This window comes from Streptomyces sp. NPDC002566 (genome assembly GCF_042889585.1).
Taxonomy (GTDB): Bacteria; Actinomycetota; Actinomycetes; order Streptomycetales; family Streptomycetaceae; genus Streptomyces.
On sequence record NZ_JBIARD010000003.1, the window covers coordinates 335,814 to 356,124 of the forward strand.

The 20,311-nt window shown below is 71.1% G+C and carries 16 protein-coding genes; 1 reads left to right on the top strand and 15 read right to left on the bottom strand.

The window, feature by feature from the left end:
- Positions 1-75: 75 nt before the first annotated feature.
- Both lspA and ACFYXA_RS14315 read right to left on the bottom strand, forming a co-directional pair.
- The gene (gene lspA, locus ACFYXA_RS14310) at positions 76-723 is read right to left on the bottom strand and encodes a signal peptidase II (RefSeq protein ID WP_389032333.1); all 648 of its coding nucleotides are present in this window, start codon (positions 721-723) and stop codon (positions 76-78) included.
- 67 nt (positions 724-790) lie between these two features.
- Positions 791-2,059, bottom strand: a complete 1,269-nt coding sequence (locus ACFYXA_RS14315) for a TraR/DksA family transcriptional regulator (protein ID WP_389032336.1) — start codon at positions 2,057-2,059, stop codon at positions 791-793.
- Between the two features lie 603 nt (positions 2,060-2,662).
- Here ACFYXA_RS14315 and ileS point away from each other — a divergent pair.
- Positions 2,663-5,815, top strand: a complete 3,153-nt coding sequence (gene ileS / locus ACFYXA_RS14320) for an isoleucine--tRNA ligase (RefSeq protein ID WP_389032339.1) — start codon at positions 2,663-2,665, stop codon at positions 5,813-5,815.
- 183 nt (positions 5,816-5,998) lie between these two features.
- Here the strand turns inward: ileS and ACFYXA_RS14325 are convergent, their stop codons facing one another.
- From ACFYXA_RS14325 to ACFYXA_RS14385, 13 genes are all read right to left on the bottom strand, one after another.
- Positions 5,999-7,183, bottom strand: coding sequence for a DivIVA domain-containing protein (locus ACFYXA_RS14325; RefSeq protein ID WP_352246294.1), 1,185 nt, complete (start codon positions 7,181-7,183; stop codon positions 5,999-6,001).
- A 54-nt stretch (positions 7,184-7,237) separates the two neighbouring features.
- Positions 7,238-7,522 (bottom strand): YggT family protein, encoded by a 285-nt coding sequence (locus ACFYXA_RS14330; protein ID WP_130437221.1) that lies wholly within the window; start codon positions 7,520-7,522, stop codon positions 7,238-7,240.
- A gap of 63 nt (positions 7,523-7,585) precedes the next feature.
- A complete protein-coding gene (locus ACFYXA_RS14335) occupies positions 7,586-8,227 on the bottom strand; it encodes a cell division protein SepF (RefSeq protein WP_130437220.1) in 642 nt (213 codons plus the stop codon).
- Between the two features lie 128 nt (positions 8,228-8,355).
- Positions 8,356-9,090 carry a YggS family pyridoxal phosphate-dependent enzyme gene (locus tag ACFYXA_RS14340; protein WP_389032344.1) on the bottom strand — a complete coding sequence of 245 codons (735 nt, stop codon included), beginning with the start codon at positions 9,088-9,090 and terminating at the stop codon, positions 8,356-8,358.
- 6 nt (positions 9,091-9,096) lie between these two features.
- Complete coding sequence (pgeF, locus tag ACFYXA_RS14345) at positions 9,097-9,825, bottom strand: peptidoglycan editing factor PgeF (RefSeq protein WP_389032347.1); 729 nt, start codon at positions 9,823-9,825, stop codon at positions 9,097-9,099.
- Positions 9,822-11,039: a cell division protein FtsZ gene (gene ftsZ, locus ACFYXA_RS14350; protein WP_351093194.1), complete on the bottom strand. Its 1,218-nt coding sequence runs from the start codon at positions 11,037-11,039 to the stop codon at positions 9,822-9,824. Before ftsZ ends, pgeF begins: the two co-directional genes overlap by 4 nt.
- 288 nt (positions 11,040-11,327) lie before the next feature.
- Positions 11,328-12,122, bottom strand: coding sequence for a cell division protein FtsQ/DivIB (locus ACFYXA_RS14355; RefSeq protein ID WP_389032351.1), 795 nt, complete (start codon positions 12,120-12,122; stop codon positions 11,328-11,330).
- Positions 12,123-12,206: 84 nt separating this feature from the next.
- On the bottom strand, positions 12,207-13,292 hold the full coding sequence (gene murG, locus ACFYXA_RS14360; protein ID WP_351093198.1) for an undecaprenyldiphospho-muramoylpentapeptide beta-N-acetylglucosaminyltransferase: 1,086 nt from the start codon (positions 13,290-13,292) through the stop codon (positions 12,207-12,209).
- Between the two features lie 6 nt (positions 13,293-13,298).
- A complete protein-coding gene (ftsW, locus tag ACFYXA_RS14365; RefSeq protein WP_352246298.1) occupies positions 13,299-14,663 on the bottom strand; it encodes a putative lipid II flippase FtsW in 1,365 nt (454 codons plus the stop codon).
- A 72-nt stretch (positions 14,664-14,735) separates the two neighbouring features.
- Entirely contained in the window at positions 14,736-16,163 is a 1,428-nt protein-coding gene (murD, locus tag ACFYXA_RS14370; protein ID WP_389032356.1) for a UDP-N-acetylmuramoyl-L-alanine--D-glutamate ligase, read from the bottom strand.
- Positions 16,145-17,218 carry a phospho-N-acetylmuramoyl-pentapeptide-transferase gene (gene mraY / locus ACFYXA_RS14375; RefSeq protein WP_130437212.1) on the bottom strand — a complete coding sequence of 358 codons (1,074 nt, stop codon included), beginning with the start codon at positions 17,216-17,218 and terminating at the stop codon, positions 16,145-16,147. The genes murD and mraY overlap by 19 nt, the downstream gene beginning before the upstream one ends.
- A complete protein-coding gene (gene murF / locus ACFYXA_RS14380) occupies positions 17,215-18,630 on the bottom strand; it encodes a UDP-N-acetylmuramoyl-tripeptide--D-alanyl-D-alanine ligase (RefSeq protein WP_389032359.1) in 1,416 nt (471 codons plus the stop codon). Before murF ends, mraY begins: the two co-directional genes overlap by 4 nt.
- 4 nt (positions 18,631-18,634) lie before the next feature.
- Positions 18,635-20,302, bottom strand: coding sequence for a UDP-N-acetylmuramoyl-L-alanyl-D-glutamate--2,6-diaminopimelate ligase (locus ACFYXA_RS14385; RefSeq protein ID WP_389032362.1), 1,668 nt, complete (start codon positions 20,300-20,302; stop codon positions 18,635-18,637).
- Positions 20,303-20,311: the final 9 nt, after the last annotated feature.

A 20,311-nucleotide genomic window follows, 5' to 3' on the forward strand; every position in this document is an offset into this window, starting at 1 on the left:
CCTGTGGACAACCCCGCGCCTGCGGACGACCCGGTGGCCGGGACGGCTCACCGCGCGCTCGTGCGCGGGGACCCGTCAGTCCTTGTGGACGGTGCCGTCCGGGTCGAGGCCCTTGAACGACAGCAGCACGATCAGGATGCCGCCGCACACGATCGCCGAGTCGGCGAGGTTGAAGACCGCGAAGTGCTTCGGGGCGATGAAGTCCACCACCGCGCCCTCGAAGACGCCCGGCGCGCGGAAGATCCGGTCGGTGAGGTTGCCGAGCGCGCCGCCGAGCAGCAGGCCGAGCGCGATCGCCCAGGGCAGGCTGTACAGCTTGCGGGCGAGCCGGGCGATCACCACGATGACCGCCGCCGCGATCACCGTGAAGATCACGGTGAAGGCCTCGCCGAAGCCGAAGGCGGCGCCCGCGTTGCGGATCGCCTCGAAGCGCAGCCAGTCGCCGATGATCTCGATCGGCTCGTGGTGCTCCAGCTTGGCGACGACGATCATCTTGCTGATCAGGTCGAGGGCGTACGCGAACGCGGCGACCCCGAACAGCACGGCGATCCGGCGCCTGCCGCGGGACCGCCCGGCGGAGTCCTCGCCCGCCCCCTCCGCGCCGGACGCCTCGCCCGGACCCGGCGCGCCTGCGCCCCCGACGCTCGCGTCGGGCCGCTCCGGCTCGCCCCCCGCCGCTTCCGGGGTGCCCGGCGTACCGATGATGCGCTCCGCCTCTGCCACGTGAGTCCCTCAACCTAGGTACCTGACTGAGGACGAGGGTACGGCACGCCCCCGGGCAGCCAGGCGATCAGTACCGGCGCTCCTGCTTCTGCTTGCACTCCACGCACAGCGTGGCCCGCGGGAAGGCCTGCATCCTGGCCTTGCCGATGGGCTTTCCGCAGTTCTCGCACAGGCCGTAGGTGCCGGCGTCCAGCCGCTCCAGGGCGTGCTCGGTCTGGATCATCATCTCGCGCGCGTTGGCGGCGAGCGCCAGTTCGTGCTCGCGCGTGATGTTCTTGGTGCCGGTGTCCGCCTGGTCGTCGCCGGCGCCGTCCCCGGAGTCCCGCATGAGACCCGCGAGGGCCGCCTCGGAGGAGACGAGTTCCGTGCGCAGCCGGTCGAACTCGGACTGCAGTTCGGCGCGGGCCTCCTCGACCTCTTCGGGGGTCCACGGCTCCTCACCGGGGCGTACCGCCAGGTCGCCGGCCTCGGCCGCGGCGGGCCGTGCCTTGGGGACGGCGTTCTTCGCCGCCGTGGCCGTGCCAGGAGTCTTCTTCGCAACCACTGTCGTGGCTCCCGTCTGCTCCGCGGCCGAGGCCGCGCCCGCCTTGTTGGCCCTGCTCTTCCTGACGGCGCCCTGCCTGCCGTCCCCCTCCGTGACGGCGCCGCCGTCACCACCCCGTCCCGGTCCCCCGGGGCTCCCGGCCCGACGGCCGGCGGCAGCGCGGGGCGCGCTCTCCGCGCGTGCGGCGTTCCCGGTCGCGGCCTCTGCCCCGGCCGGGGAGGCCTTCGCCCGCGTCGCCTTCTCCGCCTTCCGGGCACTCGCCTTCACAGCCGCTTTCCTGGCGACCGTCGTCTCCTCGGCGGCCACCGCCTTCTTCGCAGCCGCCGTCTTCTTCGCCACCGGGGTCCTCTTCTTCGTGGCCGCTGCCTTCTTCTGTGCGTCCGCCGTCGCCGTCACGGTCGTCTCCGCGGCCGTGTCCATGACCGCCTCCACGCCGGTGGCCGGCCCCGCGCGCGTCGCTTTCTTCACCGCTGTCTTCCGCACCGCCCCCGAGGCCGCCGCCTTCTCGGCAGCCGCTCCTCCGTCCGTCGCCTTGCCCTTGGCCGCTCCCCCGGCCGAGGTCCTGCCGCCTGCCGTCGCCTTGCCCTCCGCCGCTGCCTTCTTCCCCCGAGCGGAGCCCGCTACCCCCGTCCCGCTCCTCCCCGCCCCCTCGGCCGCCTTGCCGCCCCCGGTCGCCTTCCTCGCCCCCTCGGCCGCGCGCGCGGCGCCGCCACCTCGCGCGTCGTTTCCGGCCGCACCGCCAGAGGCGTCCCCGGACGCCGACTGCCGTACGGCGGTCTTCTTCGCCACCATGCCGCGGCCCCTTCACATATTGTGATCTTGCGCGCGAATCGTGCTGGGACGATAAATCGACTTGGGTCCCGCGGCAACGGGGCGCACCGCCCGATTCGCCCGCCTCGCGCACGCCGCGCGGCGAACCTGCATGCGTTGTGCCCAACTCCCCGCGAGGTAATCCGCCCAGTTCGCCGTCCCGGGACCCGAACCCGCACACCGCCCCATTCGGGTCATACCGGACACGGTCCCGCGCCTCGTCCACAGTCCCGGAAATCCGGTCGGCCGCCGTCCGCGGCGCGCCGTACACTGGGCGGAGCGAGAAGCGTGGATGGGGACGAGTAGCGGCGTACGCAGCCCAGAGCGACCCGGGGACGGTGGAAGCCCGGGGGCGAGCGCGACGTGAACATCACCCCGGAGCCGCCGGAAGAAAGCCACGGGCGACAGCCGCAGGCGAGTAGAACCGGCATCGCGACCCCAATGAGGGGGCTCACCGGCGTGCAGGACGCACCGGGGAGCCAAGGAGGGTGGTACCGCGGGAGCGCGCCGCACACGGCGTAGACAGGCAAGAAGGCTCTCGTCCCTCCGACGGAAGGCAGTACGTCCGCCGGAGGAAGCTCGCCGATGACAACGCCGCAGTACCGCCAGGTGCCCGCCCAGGTCGACCTGCCCGCCCTCGAGCACGCCGTGCTCGACTTCTGGCGCGAGCAGAAGATCTTCGCCAAGAGCCTGGAGCAGTCCGAGGGCCGCCCCGAGTGGGTGTTCTACGAGGGCCCGCCCACCGCCAACGGCATGCCGGGCGCCCACCACATCGAGGCCCGCGTCTTCAAGGACGTCTTCCCCCGCTTCCGCACCATGCGCGGCTACCACGTGGCCCGCAAGGCCGGCTGGGACTGCCACGGCCTCCCGGTGGAGCTGGCGGTCGAGAAGGAACTCGGCTTCAGCGGCAAGAAGGACATCGAGGCGTACGGCATCGCCGACTTCAACGCCAAGTGCCGTGAGTCCGTGCTCCGCCACACCGACGCCTTCGCCGAGCTGACGACCCGCATGGGCTACTGGGTCGACCTCGACGACGCGTACGTCACGATGGACCCCGAGTACATCGAGTCGGTCTGGTGGTCGCTGAAGGAGATCTTCGGCAAGGGCCTGCTGGTCCAGGACCACCGCGTCGCCCCCTGGTGCCCGCGCTGCGGCACCGGCCTGTCCGACCACGAGCTGGCGCAGGGCTACGAGACGGTCGTCGACCCGTCCGTGTACGTCCGTTTCCCGCTCACCTCCGGTCCGCTCGCCGGCGAGGCCGCCCTCCTGGTGTGGACGACGACCCCCTGGACGCTGGTCTCCAACACGGCCGTGGCCGCGCACCCCGAGGTCACCTACGTCGTCGCGACGAAGGGCCCTGACAGCGCAGAGAAGCTCGTCGTCGCCGAGCCGCTGCTCGCCAAGGCGCTCGGCGAGGGCTGGGAGACCACCGGGCAGACCTTCACCGGCGCCGAAATGGAGCGCTGGACCTATCAACGTCCCTTCGAGCTGGTGGAGTTCCCGGCCGAGGCGCATTTCGTCGTCAACGCCGAGTACGTGACCACCGAGGACGGCACCGGTCTGGTCCACCAGTCCCCCGCCTTCGGTGAGGACGACCTCAAGGTCTGCCGCTCCTACGGCCTGCCCGTGGTCAACCCCGTCCTCCCCGACGGCACCTTCGCGCCGGACGTCCCCATGGTCGGCGGCGTCTTCTTCAAGAAGGCCGACGAACGGCTCACCGAGGACCTCCAGCAGCGCGGCCTGCTGTTCAAGCACATCCCGTACGAGCACAGCTACCCGCACTGCTGGCGCTGCCACACCGCGCTGCTCTACTACGCGCAGCCGTCCTGGTACATCCGCACCACCGCCGTCAAGGACCGTCTCCTCCAGGAGAACGAGAAGACCAACTGGTTCCCCGACTCGGTCAAGCACGGCCGCTTCGGCGACTGGCTGAACAACAACATCGACTGGGCGCTGTCCCGCAGCCGCTACTGGGGCACCCCGCTGCCGATCTGGCGCTGCGAGGACGACCACCTCACCTGCGTCGGCTCGCGCGCGGAGCTCAGCGAGCTCACCGGCGCCGACCAGTCCGAGCTGGACCCGCACCGCCCGTTCATCGACGCGGTCACCTTCGGCTGCCCGCAGGAGGGCTGCGGGAAGACCGCCACGCGCGTGCCGGAGGTCATCGACGCCTGGTACGACTCGGGGTCCATGCCGTTCGCGCAGTGGGGCTACCCGTACAAGAACAAGGAGCTGTTCGAGAGCCGCTACCCGGCGCAGTTCATCTCCGAGGCCATCGACCAGACCCGCGGCTGGTTCTACACGCTGATGGCGGTCGGCACGCTGGTCTTCGACAAGTCCAGCTACGAGAACGTCGTCTGCCTCGGCCACATCCTCGCCGAGGACGGCCGCAAGATGTCCAAGCACCTGGGCAACATCCTGCAGCCGATCCCGCTCATGGACCAGCACGGCGCGGACGCGGTGCGCTGGTTCATGGCGGCCGGCGGCTCGCCCTGGGCGGCCCGCCGCGTGGGACACGGCACGATCCAGGAGGTCGTCCGCAAGACGCTCCTGACGTACTGGAACACGGTCGCCTTCCAGGCCCTGTACGCGCGCACGTCCGGCTGGTCCCCCTCCGAGGCCGACCCGGCGCCCGCCGAGCGGCCCGTCCTCGACCGCTGGCTGCTGTCCGAACTCCACGCGCTCACCGACCAGGTGACGCAGTCCCTGGAGGCCTACGACACCCAGCGCGCCGGCAAGCTGCTCTCCGCGTTCGTCGACGACCTGTCCAACTGGTACGTGCGCCGCTCGCGCCGCCGCTTCTGGCAGGGCGACAAGTCCGCGCTGCGCACGCTGCACGAGGTCGTGGAGACGGTCACCAAGCTGATGGCCCCGCTGACCCCGTTCATCACCGAGCGGGTCTGGCAGGACCTGGTCGCGCCCGTCACGCCCGGCGCCCCGGAGTCGGTTCACCTGTCCTCCTGGCCGGAGGCGGACCTGTCCGCGATCGACCCGGAGCTGTCCCGGCAGATGGCGCTCATCCGCCGTCTGGTGGAGCTGGGCCGCGCCACGCGCGCGGAGTCGGGCGTCAAGACCCGCCAGCCGCTGCGCCGCGCCCTGATCGCCGCGGCCGGCTTCGACGCCCTCTCGCCCGAGCTGCGCTCGCAGATCACGGAGGAGCTGAACGTCGAGTCGCTCGCGTCGCTGTCCGAGGTGGGCGGCAGCCTGGTCGACACGACCGCCAAGGCCAACTTCCGTGCTCTGGGCAAGCGGTTCGGCAAGCGCGTCCAGGACGTCGCCAAGGCCGTCGCCGGCGCCGACGCGGCCGCGCTCTCCCTGGCGCTGCGCGAGGGCACCGCGTCGGTGGAGGTCGACGGCGAGACGATCACGCTCGGCCCGGACGAGGTGATCATCACGGAGACGCCGCGCGAGGGCTGGTCGGTGGCGTCCGACTCCGGTGCGACGGTCGCCCTCGACCTGGAGATCACCGAGGAGCTGCGGCGTGCCGGTCTGGCCCGTGACGCGATCCGCCTGATCCAGGAGAGCCGCAAGAACAGCGGTCTCGACGTCGCCGACCGCATCGCGCTCCGCTGGACCGCGACGGACCCGGCGACCGTCGAGGCCCTGAACGACCACGCCGGTCTGATCGCCGACGAGGTCCTCGCGACGGACTTCGCCCAGGGTGACGCCGACGACAGCTACGGCGCCCCGTTCAGCGACGAGGCCCTGACGTTGACGTTCCGCCTCCGCAAGGTGTAGCGCTCGCGCCGAGCAGGTCGACGGCGGCTGTCCGGTACCGGGCAGCCGCCGTTGTGCGTCCCGCTGTCGGTACCGATCACGTCGGTTCCCGTGCGCAATGCGCGTAAAAGGGCGGGGCCCCGGATCGGAATCCGGGGCCCCGCCCTTTGAACGCCGCCGACGCCTAAGGCGTACTACTGGCCGTCAGTTGTCGTCCTCGTCGATGAGGAAGCCGCGCATCGGCGAGGGAGCCTGCCCCATCGGGGAGGGACCCTGCGGTCGTACCGGCGCCATCGGCTGGGTCATGGCGGGAGACATCTGCTGCTGGCCGCCGTAGGACGGAGCAGCGGGGCCCGGGCCGCCCATGCCCTGGTTGCCGCCGTAGGACGGGGCGCTGGCGCCGGCCGGAGCCATGGAAGGCGCCGGGGACGGCGGCAGGGAGGCCGTGGCCGGAGTGCGCGGCGGGGCGAGGGAGTCGTCGGCCTGCGTCTCCAACTGGCGCAGCTGGGACTCCAGGTACGACTTCAGGCGCGTACGGTACTCGCGCTCGAAGCCGCGCAGGTCCTCGACCTTGCGCTCCAGCGTGGCGCGAGCGGACTCCAGGGAGCCCATGGCGACGCGGTGCTTCTCCTGCGCGTCCCGCTCCAGGGCGTCGGCCTTGGCCCGGGCGTCACGCTCAAGACCCTCGGCGCGCGAACGCGCCTCGCCGACGATCTTGTTGGCCTCGGAACGGGCCTCCGCGATCGCCTGGTCGGCGGTCTGCTGGGCCAGCGAGAGGACTCGGGCGGCGCTGTCGCCACCGGGGCCTCCCTGGCCGGGGCCGCCCATCGGACCGCCCATGGGGCCGCCCATCGGACCACCCATCTGCTGCTGCATGGGGGGCTGACCGCCCATCGGGCCCTGACCCATGGGGCCTTGACCCATCGGACCCTGACCCATCGGGCCCTGGCCCATCGGACCCTGACCCTGGGGACCTCCCTGACCGCCGCCGGGGCCGGCGGGCAGCTGCGGGGCACCGCTCGGCAGCTGGGGCGGGCCACCCATGGGGCCACCCATCTGCTGCTGCGGCGGGCCCGATATGCCGGCGGGCACCGGAGCGCCGGGACCTCGCATGCCCTGCTGGGGCATGCCCTGCTGCTGTTGCGGCGGCATGCCCTGCTGCGGGCCGTCCTGCGGCTCCGGGGGCTTGCGCATGTTCTGCTGATTCTGGGCAGCAGCGCGCGTGGCCGCGGCCAGCTTGGCGCGCAGGTCCTCGTTCTCGCGGAGCAGACGGGTCAGTTCGGCTTCGACCTCGTCGAGGAAGGCATCGACCTCGTCCTCGTCATAGCCTTCTCGGAGGCGGACGGTCGTGAACTGCTTGTTCCGCACGTCCTCGGGGGTCAACGGCATCTCTTCACCTCAACGTAGTCGTCGGCATTCGGCAAGACGGTAGTTCACATCGACTCACAGCCCGCTCACGATCGAGATCAAGATGTAAACGATGATCATCAGTACGAAGAAGGACAGGTCGAGCGCCACGCCCCCGAGACGCAGCGGCGGGATGACCCGCCGCAGAAGCTTGAGCGGTGGATCGGTGACAGTGTAGGTGGCCTCCAGAACGACCACCATCGCCTTGCCGGGTTGCCATGAGCGGGCGAACTGGAAGACGTAGTCCATGACCAGTCGGAAGATGAGCACGATGAGGAAGACCATCAGCGCGATGTAGACGACATCCAGGACCACGCTCATGTTCGGTGCTTCCCTCTCCCCTGCTCACACGCTCACTCGTACTGCTGTTTCCGGCCGAGTCTCTCAGCTCTGGTTGAAGAACCCGCCCTCTGCGATGCGGGCCTTGTCCTCCGCCGTGACATCGACGTTAGCAGGCGACAACAGGAACACCTTCTGCGTCACCCGCTCGATGCTGCCGTGAAGACCAAACACCAGACCGGCCGCAAAGTCGACAAGTCGCTTTGCGTCTGTGTCATCCATCTCAGTCAGATTCATGATCACCGGAGTGCCCTCACGGAAGTGTTCCCCGATGGTACGGGCCTCGTTGTAGGTCCGCGGGTGCAGCGTGGTGATCCGGTACGGCTCTCGTTCCGACACGACCTTGGGCATGATCACCGGTGCGTTCTTCTCCAGGGACTGGCGTTCTTGTGTGATGGATGCCACGGGCGCGATGCGCGCGGGGCGTCCGGATTCCGCGGGGAGCGAAGCGGCCCGCGCCACCGGCTCGCGTGGCGCGGGCGGTTGGACGATACGCACCTCTTCGTCCCTTTGGGACTGATGTGCGACATGTGCCTGGTGTGGCGGCTCGTGCCGCCGGTGATCGCGCTCGGGCTCCGGGTCGAGCTCGGGTTCGAAGTCGTCGTCGGGGTCGAAGCCCCGGCCGTCGTACCCATCGTCCTCCACGAGGCCGAGGTAGACCGCCATCTTGCGCATCGCGCCGGCCATTCTCTGAGTCCTCCGCTCTGTGGTGGATCGGCTGACGACTGCCAAGTCCCGCGATCCACGTGGTCCTTACGCCCGCTGTCAAGCGGTAATGACCATATTTTCTGCTGTGGTCCGACTTTCTGGCGACGTTACCCGAGCCTCGCGCGTACTCCGAGTACCGCAGTGCCGACGCGTACATGTGTCGCCCCGGCCGCCACGGCTTCCTCCAGATCCGCACTCATCCCTGCGGAAACCATGTTCGCAGCCGGATGGGTCCGGCGCAGGTCGGTCGACAAATCCATCAACCGCTGGAACGCCGCCTTTTGACGACCGGCGTACTCGCCGGTCAGGGGTGCGACGGTCATCAGTCCGTCGAGCCGCAGCCCCTCCGCGGCCGCGACGGCGGCGGCCAACTCCTCCACCGAGCCGGGAGACACGCCGCCCCGCTCGCCGACACCGCCCGAACCGGCCGGACGCTCCGGCGCGTCGAGGGCGACCTGGATGAGGCAGCCCACCTCTCGCCCGGCCCGTAGGGCTTCCTTCGACAGGGCCGTCACCAGCTTGACGCGGTCGACGGACTGCACGACATCGGCGTAACCGACCACCGAACGCACCTTGTTGGTCTGCAACTGACCCACGAAGTGCCAGGAAAGGGGCAGATCCGAGCAAGCCGCGGCCTTGGGGGCCGCGTCCTGGTCGCGGTTCTCGGCGACGTGGCGCACGCCGAGCTCCGACAGGATCCGCACGTCGTCGGCCGGGTAGGTCTTGGTGACCACGATCAGGGTCACCTCCTCCCGCCGGCGCCCGGCAGCCGCGCACGCGGCGGCGATGCGCTCCTCCACCTTCGCCAGATTCCCGGCGAGTTCGTCCCTACGCTCCGTCATGCCCCATCAGTCCAGCCAGACATATCCCGCGAGTCGCCCCGTGGTGCGGTCGCGGCGGTACGAGAAGTGATCCTGCGACTCGCGCGTGCACACCGGCGACTGCTCCCGGTCGCGCACCCCGAGGCGCGCGAGCTGCGCGTGCACCCCGGCGGTCACGTCGACCGCCGGCGTGCCCCAGCTCGTTTCGGCGTACGCCGCCGGCTCGACGGCGGCCACCTCGGCGCGCATCGCCGCCGGCACCTCGTAGCACCGGCCGCACACGGCGGGTCCGGTGCGGGCGACGATCCGGGCGGGTTCGGCGCCGAGCTCCACCATGGCCCGCACAGTGGCCGGGACGATCCCGGCGACCATGCCGGGCCGGCCCGCGTGGGCCGCGGCGGCGATCCCCGCGACCGGGTCGGCGAGCAGGACGGGCGTGCAGTCGGCGGTGAGGACGGCGAGGGCGAGGCCGCGGCGGGCGGTGACGAGCGCGTCGACCTCCGGGAGGGGGCCGTCGCCCGCGGGTCCGTCGGCCTGGGCGACTCCGACGCCGTGCACCTGATTCATCCAGACGACGTACTCCGGGTCGAGCCCGAGCGACTTCGCGGCGAGTTCCCGGTTGGTGCGCACGGCCCCGGGGTCGTCGCCGACCCCGCCGCCGAGGTTGAGCTGCTCATAGGGAACGGCGCTCACCCCGCCCCACCGGTCGGTGAAGGCGAAGTGCGCGCCGCTCGCGCTCTCGCGCCGTCCTATCACTTCAGGAAGTCCGGTACGTCCAGCTCCTCGGCCGCACTGTCGGTGTAGGTCCGCGAGGACGGGACCGGCGGGGCGACCGGGATCTCGGCCACCGGCTCGGGAGCCGGCTCCGGGTCCTCCTTGGGGGTGACGCTGCCGAGCGAGCCGAAGCTCGGGCGGCTCTCCGGCTGCCGCGCCGGAGCCGGCTCCTCCCGGCGGCCGGGCGCGGCGGAGGCCGAGCCCGACGACGACGTGGAGCCGATGACGGTGTCACGGCGGGCCGGGGGCTGCCCCCCGTCGAAGCCGGCCGCGATCACGGTGACCCGGACCTCGTCGCCGAGCGCGTCGTCGATGACCGCGCCGAAGATGATGTTGGCCTCGGGGTGCGCGGCCTCGCTGACCAGCTGGGCGGCCTCGTTGATCTCGAACAGGCCGAGGTCGGAGCCGCCGGAGATGGAGAGCAGCACGCCCCGGGCGCCGTCGATGGAGGCCTCCAGGAGCGGCGAGGAGATCGCCATCTCGGCGGCGGCCACCGCGCGGTCGTCGCCGCGGGCCGAGCCGATGCCCATGAGGGCCGATCCGGCCTCCGACATGACCGACTTGACGTCGGCGAAGTCGAGGTTGATCAGACCGGGCGTGGTGATGAGGTCGGTGATGCCCTGGACGCCGGAGAGCAGGACCTGGTCCGCCGACTTGAAGGCGTCGAGGACCGAGACCTGGCGGTCCGAGATGGACAGCAGCCGGTCGTTGGGGATGACGATGAGGGTGTCGACCTCTTCGCGGAGTTCGGCGATGCCGTCCTCGGCCTGGTTGGCGCGGCGCCGTCCCTCGAAGGTGAACGGGCGGGTGACCACGCCGATGGTGAGGGCGCCCAGGGAGCGCGCGATGTTGGCCACGACGGGCGCGCCGCCGGTGCCGGTGCCGCCGCCTTCACCGGCCGTCACGAAGACCATGTCGGCCCCCTTGAGGACCTCCTCGATCTCCTCGCGGTGGTCCTCGGCGGCCTTGCGGCCGACGGCCGGGTTGGCTCCGGCGCCGAGTCCGCGGGTGAGTTCGCGGCCGACGTCGAGCTTGACGTCGGCGTCGCTCATCAACAGCGCCTGCGCGTCGGTGTTGATGGCGATGAACTCGACGCCCTTGAGACCGACCTCGATCATCCGGTTGATGGCATTGACACCACCGCCGCCGACACCGATGACTTTGATGACTGCGAGGTAGTTCTGCGGTGCTGCCACGTCGAAGGCCTCTCGCCTCGAGTTACGTGTCGTCGGTCCGCGGGGGCGCTCAGCGCTCCGCGCTCCGGCGACTGATGCCGAATGGGACGGTCCGTTTCGCCGACCCGAACCCTAACCCTGAAGTTTAGGGTTACCAGTGTGTCTGTTCCTTGGAGTCTTCTGAACAGGACACTAAGTCGACAAGTGGCGCCCGTTCAACGAACACGCCGAACCTCCCGTTTTTCTTTTCACCCTATGTGATCAGCCGTAGCGGTGCCCAACCAGGGTGCTGGCCTGCGCTGATGTGCGTCAACTCGCTGATGACGCCGGGGCCGTGGGGACGCTGACGTCGAAGTGCCGTGCGTCCGGGGCGGCTTTCATGAGCGCGGTGAGCGTACGGGCCTTCGCGGCGCCCTTCTCGGCGCTCCCCCAGGCGACCGTACGGCCACCGCTCAGGTCCAGCGAGATGTCGTCGTAGGAACGGACCTTGACCAGCCGGGCGTCCCGCGCGACGGCGGCCGGAAGCGCCCCCGCGGCCCGGACCGCCTCGCGGACCAGACGCGCCTCGCCGAAGCGGCGCAGGCTCGCGGCGGCCGAACCGGAGGAAAACGCTTCCAATTTCAGCAGCGGGACGCCTGCGGGCGCCTGGGAAACCGTGGCGAAACGGACGCCGTCATCGTCCACTTCCACGAAATTCCGCCCTTTTCGAACCAGCAGGACGGGCTTGCGTTCGGTCACTTTCAAGCCGATTTCATGCGGCCAGGAACGGACCACGTCCACCGAGTCGATCCGGGGCAACTCCGCGCGCAGGCGCGCCTCGATCGCGCCGGTGTCGACGGAGACCAGGGGCGAGCCGACCGGGACGGCGGCGGCCTCGCGCACCTGGTCCGGCGTCAGCACCTGTGTGCCGACGACCGAGACGCGCTCCACCCGCAGCCACCGCGAGCCGTACAACGCCCAGACGGCGCCCGCCCCGAGGAGCACCAATGCCGCCGCGATGATGATGATCGTACGAAGCCGGCGTGGACCCACCCTCCCGAGGAGGGGCGGGCCGGACGGCTCCTGCGGGCGTGCACCGCGTTCGGCGGTGGCGGCTCTGGCCACGCGCGCTCCTTTCCGTGGCCCGGTGCGCCGGCCGGGGCGCCCCGGCCGGCGCCCCTCGGCTCACCCGCCTGTCCGTTACGGGTCTCAGCGCGAGGCGATCGCCTCGTACACCATGCGGACGAGCAGCTCGTCCGCGTCCCGGCGGCCGAACTCGCCGGCGGCGCGGGACATCTCGTACAGCCGGTGCGGGTCGGCGAGCACGGGCAGGACCCTCTCCCGGACCCATTCCGGGGTGAGTTCCGCGTCGTCGACGAGCAGTCCGCCGCCCGCCTTGACCACCGGCTGGGCGTTCAGCCGCTGTTCGCCGTTGCCGATGGGCAGCGGGACGTAGGCGGCCGGGAGTCCGACGGCGGAGAGTTCGGCGACGGTCATCGCGCCCGCGCGGCAGAGCATCATGTCGGCCGCGGCGTAGGCGAGATCCATCCGGTCCAGATACGGTACCGGGATGTAGGGGGGCATTCCCGGCATCTGCTGCACATGGGGCAGTTCGTTCTTCGGGCCGACCGCGTGCAGGATCTGGATGCCGGCCTGCTGGAGCCACGGCGCGACCTGCTGGATCACCTCGTTGAGCCGGCGGGCGCCCTGCGAGCCGCCGGAGACGAGCAGTGTGGGCAGGTTGGGGTCGAGGCCGAACATGTGGCGGGCCTCCGGGCGCGCCGCGGCCCGGTCCAGGGTGGCGATGGAGCGCCGCAGCGGGATGCCGATGTAGCGGGCGTCGCGGAGCTTGCTGTCGGGCGTGGAGACGGCGACGCGGGCGGCGTACCGGGAGCCGATCTTGTTGGCCAGTCCGGGGCGGGCGTTGGCCTCGTGGATGACGATCGGCACGCCCAGGCGCTTGGCGGCGAGATAGCCGGGCAGGGCGACGTAACCGCCGAAGCCGACGACGACGTCCGCCTTGGTGCGCTCCAGGATCTGCTCGGTCGCCTTGATCGTGCCGCGCAGCCGGCCCGGGACGGTGATCAGCTCGGGGGTGGGCTTGCGCGGCAGCGGGACGGCGGGGATCAGCGCCAGCTCGTAGCCCCGCTGGGGGACGAGCGTGGTCTCCAGGCCGCGCTCCGTGCCCAGGGCTGTGATCCCCACGGTCGGGTCCTGCCTGCGCAGGGCGTCCGCGAGGGCGAGCGCGGGCTCGATGTGGCCGGCGGTCCCCCCACCGGCGAGTACGACATGCACCGAAATTCACCGCTCTCCGGACGAACGCGCCGCCGAGGCACGCCGTCGCATCGTGTTCCATCTCCGGGGCCCCCTCAGGGAAGCAGGACCCCCGGCTCCCCGTTTTCTACCAAAGCGGGGAGGCCGCATCGCAAGCGCTGCCCGCGCAGCGGGCTCGTCGCGTGCGAAGGCGATCAGCAGCCCGATGGCGAACATGGTCGGCAGCAGGGCGGACCCTCCGTAGGAGAACAGCGGGAGGGGGACTCCGGCGATCGGCAGCAGACCGAGCACCGCACCGATGTTGACCACCGCCTGCGCGGTGATCCAGGTGGTCACACCTCCCGCGGCGTACCTCACGAAGGGGTCCTCCGTGCGTCCGGCCACGCGGATACCCGCATAGCCTAGAGCCGCGAACAGGGCGAGCACCGACAGCGTCCCCGCCAGGCCCAGTTCCTCACCGGTGACGGCGAAGATGAAGTCCGTGTGGGCTTCGGGGAGTTGCCCCCATTTCTCCACACTCGCCCCGAGGCCTGAGCCGAAGATTCCGCCGGAGGCGAGCGCGTAGATCCCGTGCACGGCCTGCCAGCAGTCGACCTTGCCCGCCTGCGGCTCGGTGGCGCCCAGGCACTGGAGGCGGGCCATGCGGTTGTCGCTGGTCCGGATCAGGATCACGCCGATCACCGCCGCGACGGACAGCACCCCGACGAAGAGCCGGGTGGGCGCGCCCGCCAGCCACAGCAGGCCGAACAGGACCGCCGTCAGGATGATCGCCGTGCCCATGTCGCCGCCGAGCATGATCAGTCCGAGCAGCATGAACGCGACCGGCACCAGCGGCACCAGCATGTGCTTCCACTGGGTCAGCAGCCTCCGGTCGTGTTTGCGGGCGAGCAGGTCCGCGCCCCACAGCACCAGGGCGAGCTTGCCGAACTCGCTGGGCTGGATCTGGAAGGAACCACCGAGCGAGATCCAGTTCTGGTTGCCGTTGACCGCCATCCCTATGCCCGGGATCTGGACCAGGACCATCAGGAAGACGGCGCCGGCGAGGATCGGGTAGGCCAGCGCCCGGTGCAGCTTGACCGGCATCCGGGAGGCGATCAGCAGCAGCCCCCCGCCGATGGCGGCGGCGAGGAACTGCTTGCGGAAGAAAAACGAGCCCGGCAGCGACATCTGCAACGCCTTGATCTGCGAGGCCGAGTAGACCATCACCAGACCGAGCACGGTGATCAGCAGGCTGCCGCCGAGGATCAGGTAGTAGGCGGTCAGCGGCCGGTCCCAGGCCTTGCGCGCGCGGGTGTACAGCCGCAGCACGGGGTTCTCCGGTCGCGGCGGGGAGGCGGCGGGCCTGCGGACGGCGCGCTGGACGGGCGGACGCCCGGTACGGCTACCGGGCACCGCGGCCTCCGCTGAACGTGAACCTCGACGGTCCCACGCGTCCCTCCCAAGGTCCGCCCGGCGGCGGCCGGGTCACGCGCCGAGTTCGCGAACGGCCTCCGCGAACGCGTCGCCGCGCTGGTTGTAGTTGGCGAACATGTCCATGGAGGCGCAGGCCGGGGCGAGCAGCACCGTGTCGCCGGGCCGCGCCAGCCGCTTCGCCTCCTGGACGGCCTGGAGCATCGCCCCAGTGTCGGTCCGGTCGAGGTCGACGACGGGTACTTCCGGGGCGTGTCGCGCGAGGGCGTCCCGGATCAGCTCCCGATCGGCGCCGATGAGGACGGCGCCGCGCAGCCGCTTCGCCGACTTGGCGACCAGTTCGTCGAAGGTGGCGCCCTTCGCCAGTCCGCCGGCGACCCAGACGATCGACTCGTAGGCCGCCAACGAGGCTTCCGTGGCGTGGGTGTTGGTGGCCTTGGAGTCGTCGACGTAGGAGACGCCGTCCACGTCGGCCACATGGGCCATGCGGTGGGCGTCCGGGACGAAGGCCCGCAGGCCGTCCCGGACGGCCTGCGGGGGCACCCCGAAGGCGCGTGCGAGGGCCGCCGCGGCGAGTGCGTTGGCGACGTTGTGCGGGACCGGCGGGTTGACGTCGGAGACCTCGGCGAGCTCCTGGGCGTTCTTCTGCCGGTTCTCGACGAAGGCGCGGTCGACCAGGATGCCGTCCACCACGCCGAGTTGGGAGGGGGCCGGTGTGCCGAGGGTGAAGCCGACGGCCCGGCAGCCCTCCTCGACGTCGGCCTCGCGCACCATGTCCTCGGTGGCCTTGTCGGCGACGTTGTAGACGCAGGCGACCCGATTGCCCTCGTAGATGCGCCCCTTGTCCCTGGCGTACGCCTCCATGGAGCCGTGCCAGTCGAGATGGTCGGGGGCGAGGTTCAACACGGTGGCGGAGTGGGCCCGCAGGGACGGCGCCCAGTGCAACTGGTAGCTGGAGAGCTCCACGGCGAGGACGTCGTACGGCTCCTCGCCGAGGACCGCGTCCAGCAGGGAGACGCCGATGTTGCCGACGGCCGCCGCGCGCAGGCCCGCCGCCTTGAGGATGGAGGCGAGCATCTGCGTGGTGGTGGTCTTGCCGTTGGTGCCGGTGACGCAGAGCCAGGGGGCGGGCTTGCGGCCGTCCAGCTCCCGCAGCCGCCAGGCGAGTTCGACGTCGCCCCACACCGGCACCCCGGCCTCGCGGGCCGCGGCGAACAGCGGCTTGTCGGGCTGCCAGCCGGGCGCGGTGACGATCAGTTCGGTGCCCTCGGGCAGGGTTGTCCCGTCACCGAGGCGCACGGTGACGCCGAGTGCCTGGAGTTCTGCGGCCTGGGCCCGCGCGCGCGGGTCGTCGCCGTCGTTGACGACGGTGACCCTCGCGCCGAGTCCGTGCAGCACCTTGGCCGCCGGGACGCCGGACACGCCGAGCCCGGCCACGGTGACGTTCTTGCCCTGCCAGTCGGTCACTTGTCCGCTGCCCATCCCGCGTAGAAGAGGCCCAGTCCGACGATGACGCAGATGCCCTGGATGATCCAGAAGCGGACCACGACAAGGACTTCGGACCAGCCCTTGAGTTCGAAGTGGTGCTGGAGCGGCGCCATCCGGAAGACGCGCTTGCCGGTGAGGCGGAACGAGCCGACCTGGATGACCACCGACATGGTGATGAGGACGAACAGGCCGCCCATGATGGCCACCAGCAGCTCGGTGCGGGAGCAGATGGCCAGGCCGGTGAGGACGCCGCCGAGCGCGAGCGAACCGGTGTCGCCCATGAAGATCTTGGCGGGCGAGGTGTTCCACCACAGGAAGCCGAGGCAGGCGCCCATCAGCGCGGCGGAGATGACCGCGAGGTCCAGCGGATCGCGCACCTCGTAACAGGCGTTGGGGTTGGTCAGGGTCTCGCCGTTGGCGCAGGACTCCTGGTACTGCCAGACGCCGATGAAGGTGTAGGCGCCGAAGACGAGGACCGACGCGCCGGTGGCGAGGCCGTCCAGACCGTCCGTCAGGTTCACGCCGTTGGACATCGCGAGGATCATGAACAGCGCCCAGACGACGAACAGCACCGGGCCGATCGACCAGCCGAAGTCCGTGATGAACGACAGCTTGGTGGAGGCCGGGGTGTTGCCGCGGGAGTCGGCGAACTGCAGCGAGAGCACCGCGAAGCCGATGCCGACGATCAGCTGGCCGGCCATCTTCGCCTTGGCCCGCAGACCGAGCGAGCGCCTCTTGACGATCTTGATGTAGTCGTCGAGGAAGCCGACCAGGCCCATGCCGCACATCAGGCCCAGCACCAGCAGACCGGTGTAGGTCGGCGGCTTGCCCGTGATCAGCTTGGACAGGAAGTACGCGGCGACCGTCGCCAGGATGAAGGCGATACCGCCCATGGTCGGCGTACCGCGCTTGCTGGCGTGCTCACGCGGGCCGTCGTCGCGGATGTACTGGCCGTAACCCTTGCGCGCGAGCAGCTTGATCAGCAGCGGTGTGCCGACCAGGGTCAGGAAGAGGCCGATGACTCCCGCGAACAGGATCTGCTTCATCATCGGGCCGCGACCTCACCCTCGGCACCGGTGTCGAGCAGCGCCTGCGCGACGCTCTCCAGACCGACCGAACGGGACGCCTTCACGAGTACGACGTCTCCCGGGCGCAACTCGCTGCGCAACAGGTCGACCGCCGCCTGTGCGTCGGACACGTGCACCGACTCCTCACCCCACGAACCCTCGTTATATGCGCCCAGTTGCAGCCAGGCGGCTTCCCTGCCCCCGACCGCGACGAGCTTGCTGACGTTGAGCCGGACGGCGAGCCGTCCGACCGCGTCGTGCTCGGCGAGCGCCTCGTCCCCGAGCTCGGCCATCTTGCCGAGCACCGCCCAGGTCCGCCGACCCCTGCCGATGGCGGCCAGCGCGCGCAGTGCGGCACGCATGGACTCGGGGTTCGCGTTGTAGGCGTCGTTGACGATCGTCACGCCGTCCGGGCGCTCGGTGACCTCCATCCGCCAGCGGGAGAGGGAGCCCGCCTCGGAGAGCGCGGTGGCGATCTCTTCCGCGGACATGCCCAGCTCATGGGCGACGGCGGCCGCGGCGAGCGCGTTCGACACGTGGTGCTCACCGTACAGGCGCATGGTCACATCGCTGCACCCGGAGGGTGTGTGAAGGCTGAAGGCGGGCTGTCCGCTGTCCGTGAGTCGCACGTTCTCGGCGCGTACGTCCGCTTCGCCGGACTCTCCGAAAAGGATCACCTTCGCCTTCGTTCGGGAGGCCATGGCCCGGACCAAGGGGTCGTCCGCGTTGAGGATGGCGGTGCCGCCCTCGTCGGCCGGCGGGAGGCTCTCGACGAGTTCGCCCTTCGCCTGCGCGATCTGCTCGCGGCCGCCGAACTCGCCGATGTGGGCGGAGCCGACGTTCAGGACGAGTCCGATCCTCGGCGGCGTCAGACCGGTGAGGTAGCGGATGTGGCCGATGCCGCGGGCGCCCATCTCCAGCACCAGGAAACGGGTCTCCTCGGTGGCGCTGAGGGCGGTGAGCGGCAGTCCGATCTCGTTGTTGAGCGAGCCGGGCGTCCACACGGTGGGCGCCTTGCGCTGGAGCACCTGGGCGATCAGGTCCTTGGTGCTGGTCTTGCCCGCCGAGCCGGTGAGGGCGACGAGGGTCGTGCCGAGCTCGCGCACGACGTGCCGGGCGAGGGCGCCGAGCGCCGCCTGGACGTCGTCCACGACGATCGCGGGCACGCCGACGGGGCGCGACGCCAGGACGGCCACCGCGCCCGCTTCGACGACCGCGCGCGCGTAGTCGTGGCCGTCGGCGCGTTCACCGACGAAGGCGACGAAGAGGCTGCCGGGGCCGGCCTCACGGGAGTCCCGGACGACGGGTCCGGTGACCTGGACGGACGGATCCGGTATGTCGTGCGTCTGCCCGCCGACGACTTCGGCGATCTCGGCGAGGGAGAGGGCGATCACAAGTTCATCCCTGGGTCTTCTGGATAGCTTCGCGAAGCACCTGGCGGTCGTCGAAGGGACGGATCACGCCGGCGATGTCCTGGCCCTGTTCGTGGCCCTTGCCCGCGACCAGCACGGTGTCCCCGGCCTGGGCGCGGCCGACGGCCGCGGCGATCGCGGCGGCCCGGTCCTCGAACAGCTGCACCTCGCCGCGCTCGTGGGAGGGCACGGACGCCGCTCCCTGGAGCATGGTCGCCAGGATCGCGAGGGGGTCCTCGGAGCGGGGGTTGTCGGAGGTCAGCAGGGCGGTGTCGGCGAGCCGGGCGACGGCGGCGCCCATCGGGCCGCGCTTGGTGACGTCGCGGTCGCCGCCGCAGCCGAGCACGACGTGCAGCCGGCCCTTGGTGACCTTGCGCAGCGCCCTGAGGACCGACTCGACGGCGTCCGTCTTGTGCGCGTAGTCGACGACCGCGAGGTAGGGCTGTCCGGCGTCCACGCGCTCCAGCCGGCCCGGCACGCCCGGGACTGCGGCGACGCCGTCGGCGGCGGCCTGCGGGTCGAACCCGGCGGCGGCGAGGGCGACGATCGCGGCGAGGGCGTTGGCCACGTTGAACGGGCCGGCGAGCGGCGACCTGGCGGCGACGCGGCGCCCGTCGGGGGCGACGACGGTGAACGTCGAGTCCATCGGGCCGACCTGGACGTCCACGGCGCGCCAGTCGGCGTCGGGGTGGCCCTCGGTGGAGAAGGTGACGACCGGGACGGTGGCCTCGCGGATCAGGCGGCGGCCGTACTCGTCGTCGAAGTTGACCACGCCGAGCTTGCTGCGCTCGGGGGTGAAGAGGCTCGCCTTGGCCTGGAAGTAGTCCTCCATGCCGGAGTGGAACTCCATGTGCTCCGGGCTGAGGTTGTTGAAGACGGCGATGTCGAAGACGCAGCCGTCGACCCGGCCGAGGACCAGCGCGTGGCTGGAGACCTCCATGGCGACCGCCTCGACGCCGCGCTCGCGCATGACGGCGAACAGGGCCTGCAGGTCGGTGGCCTCGGGGGTGGTGCGCTCGGACTTGATGCGCTCGTCGCCGATGCGCATCTCGACGGTGCCGATCAACCCGGTGGCGCGGGCGGTCCGCAGGCCGCCCTCCACGAGGTAGGCGGTGGTGGTCTTGCCGGAGGTGCCGGTGATGCCGATCTGGAGCAGGTCGCTGCCCGGGTGGCCGTAGATGGTCGCCGCCAGCTCGCCCATCGCCCCGCGCGGGTCGTCGACGACCAGGACCGGCAGGCCGGTCGCGGCGGAGCGCTCGGCCCCCGTGGGGTCGGTGAGCACGGCGACGGCTCCGAGGCCGGCGGCCTGGGTGACGAAGTCGGCGCCGTGCAGGCGGGCCCCCGGGAGGGCGGCGTACAGGTCGCCGGGGCGGACGGCGCGCGAGTCGTGGGTGATGCCCGTGACCTCGGCGGGGTCGCCCGGCTGTTCGGCACCCAGCTGATCGGCGAGCCGCGCGAGGGGTGTCGCGGGGCTGTGAACCGGTCGCGGCGGTCCCGGATAGGTCACGGAAGCGCCTTTCTGGGCGGTTTGGGACTGATCAGCGTGTGGCACGGCGGTGAGCGTACCGGGCGCACCCGCCCGGGAGCGAAGTGAGGGCTCGGACGGGGGCCGGCGCGAAGCGCTGTTCCCTGGGTCGGGAGTGATCATGGTCACGGGCGGTTC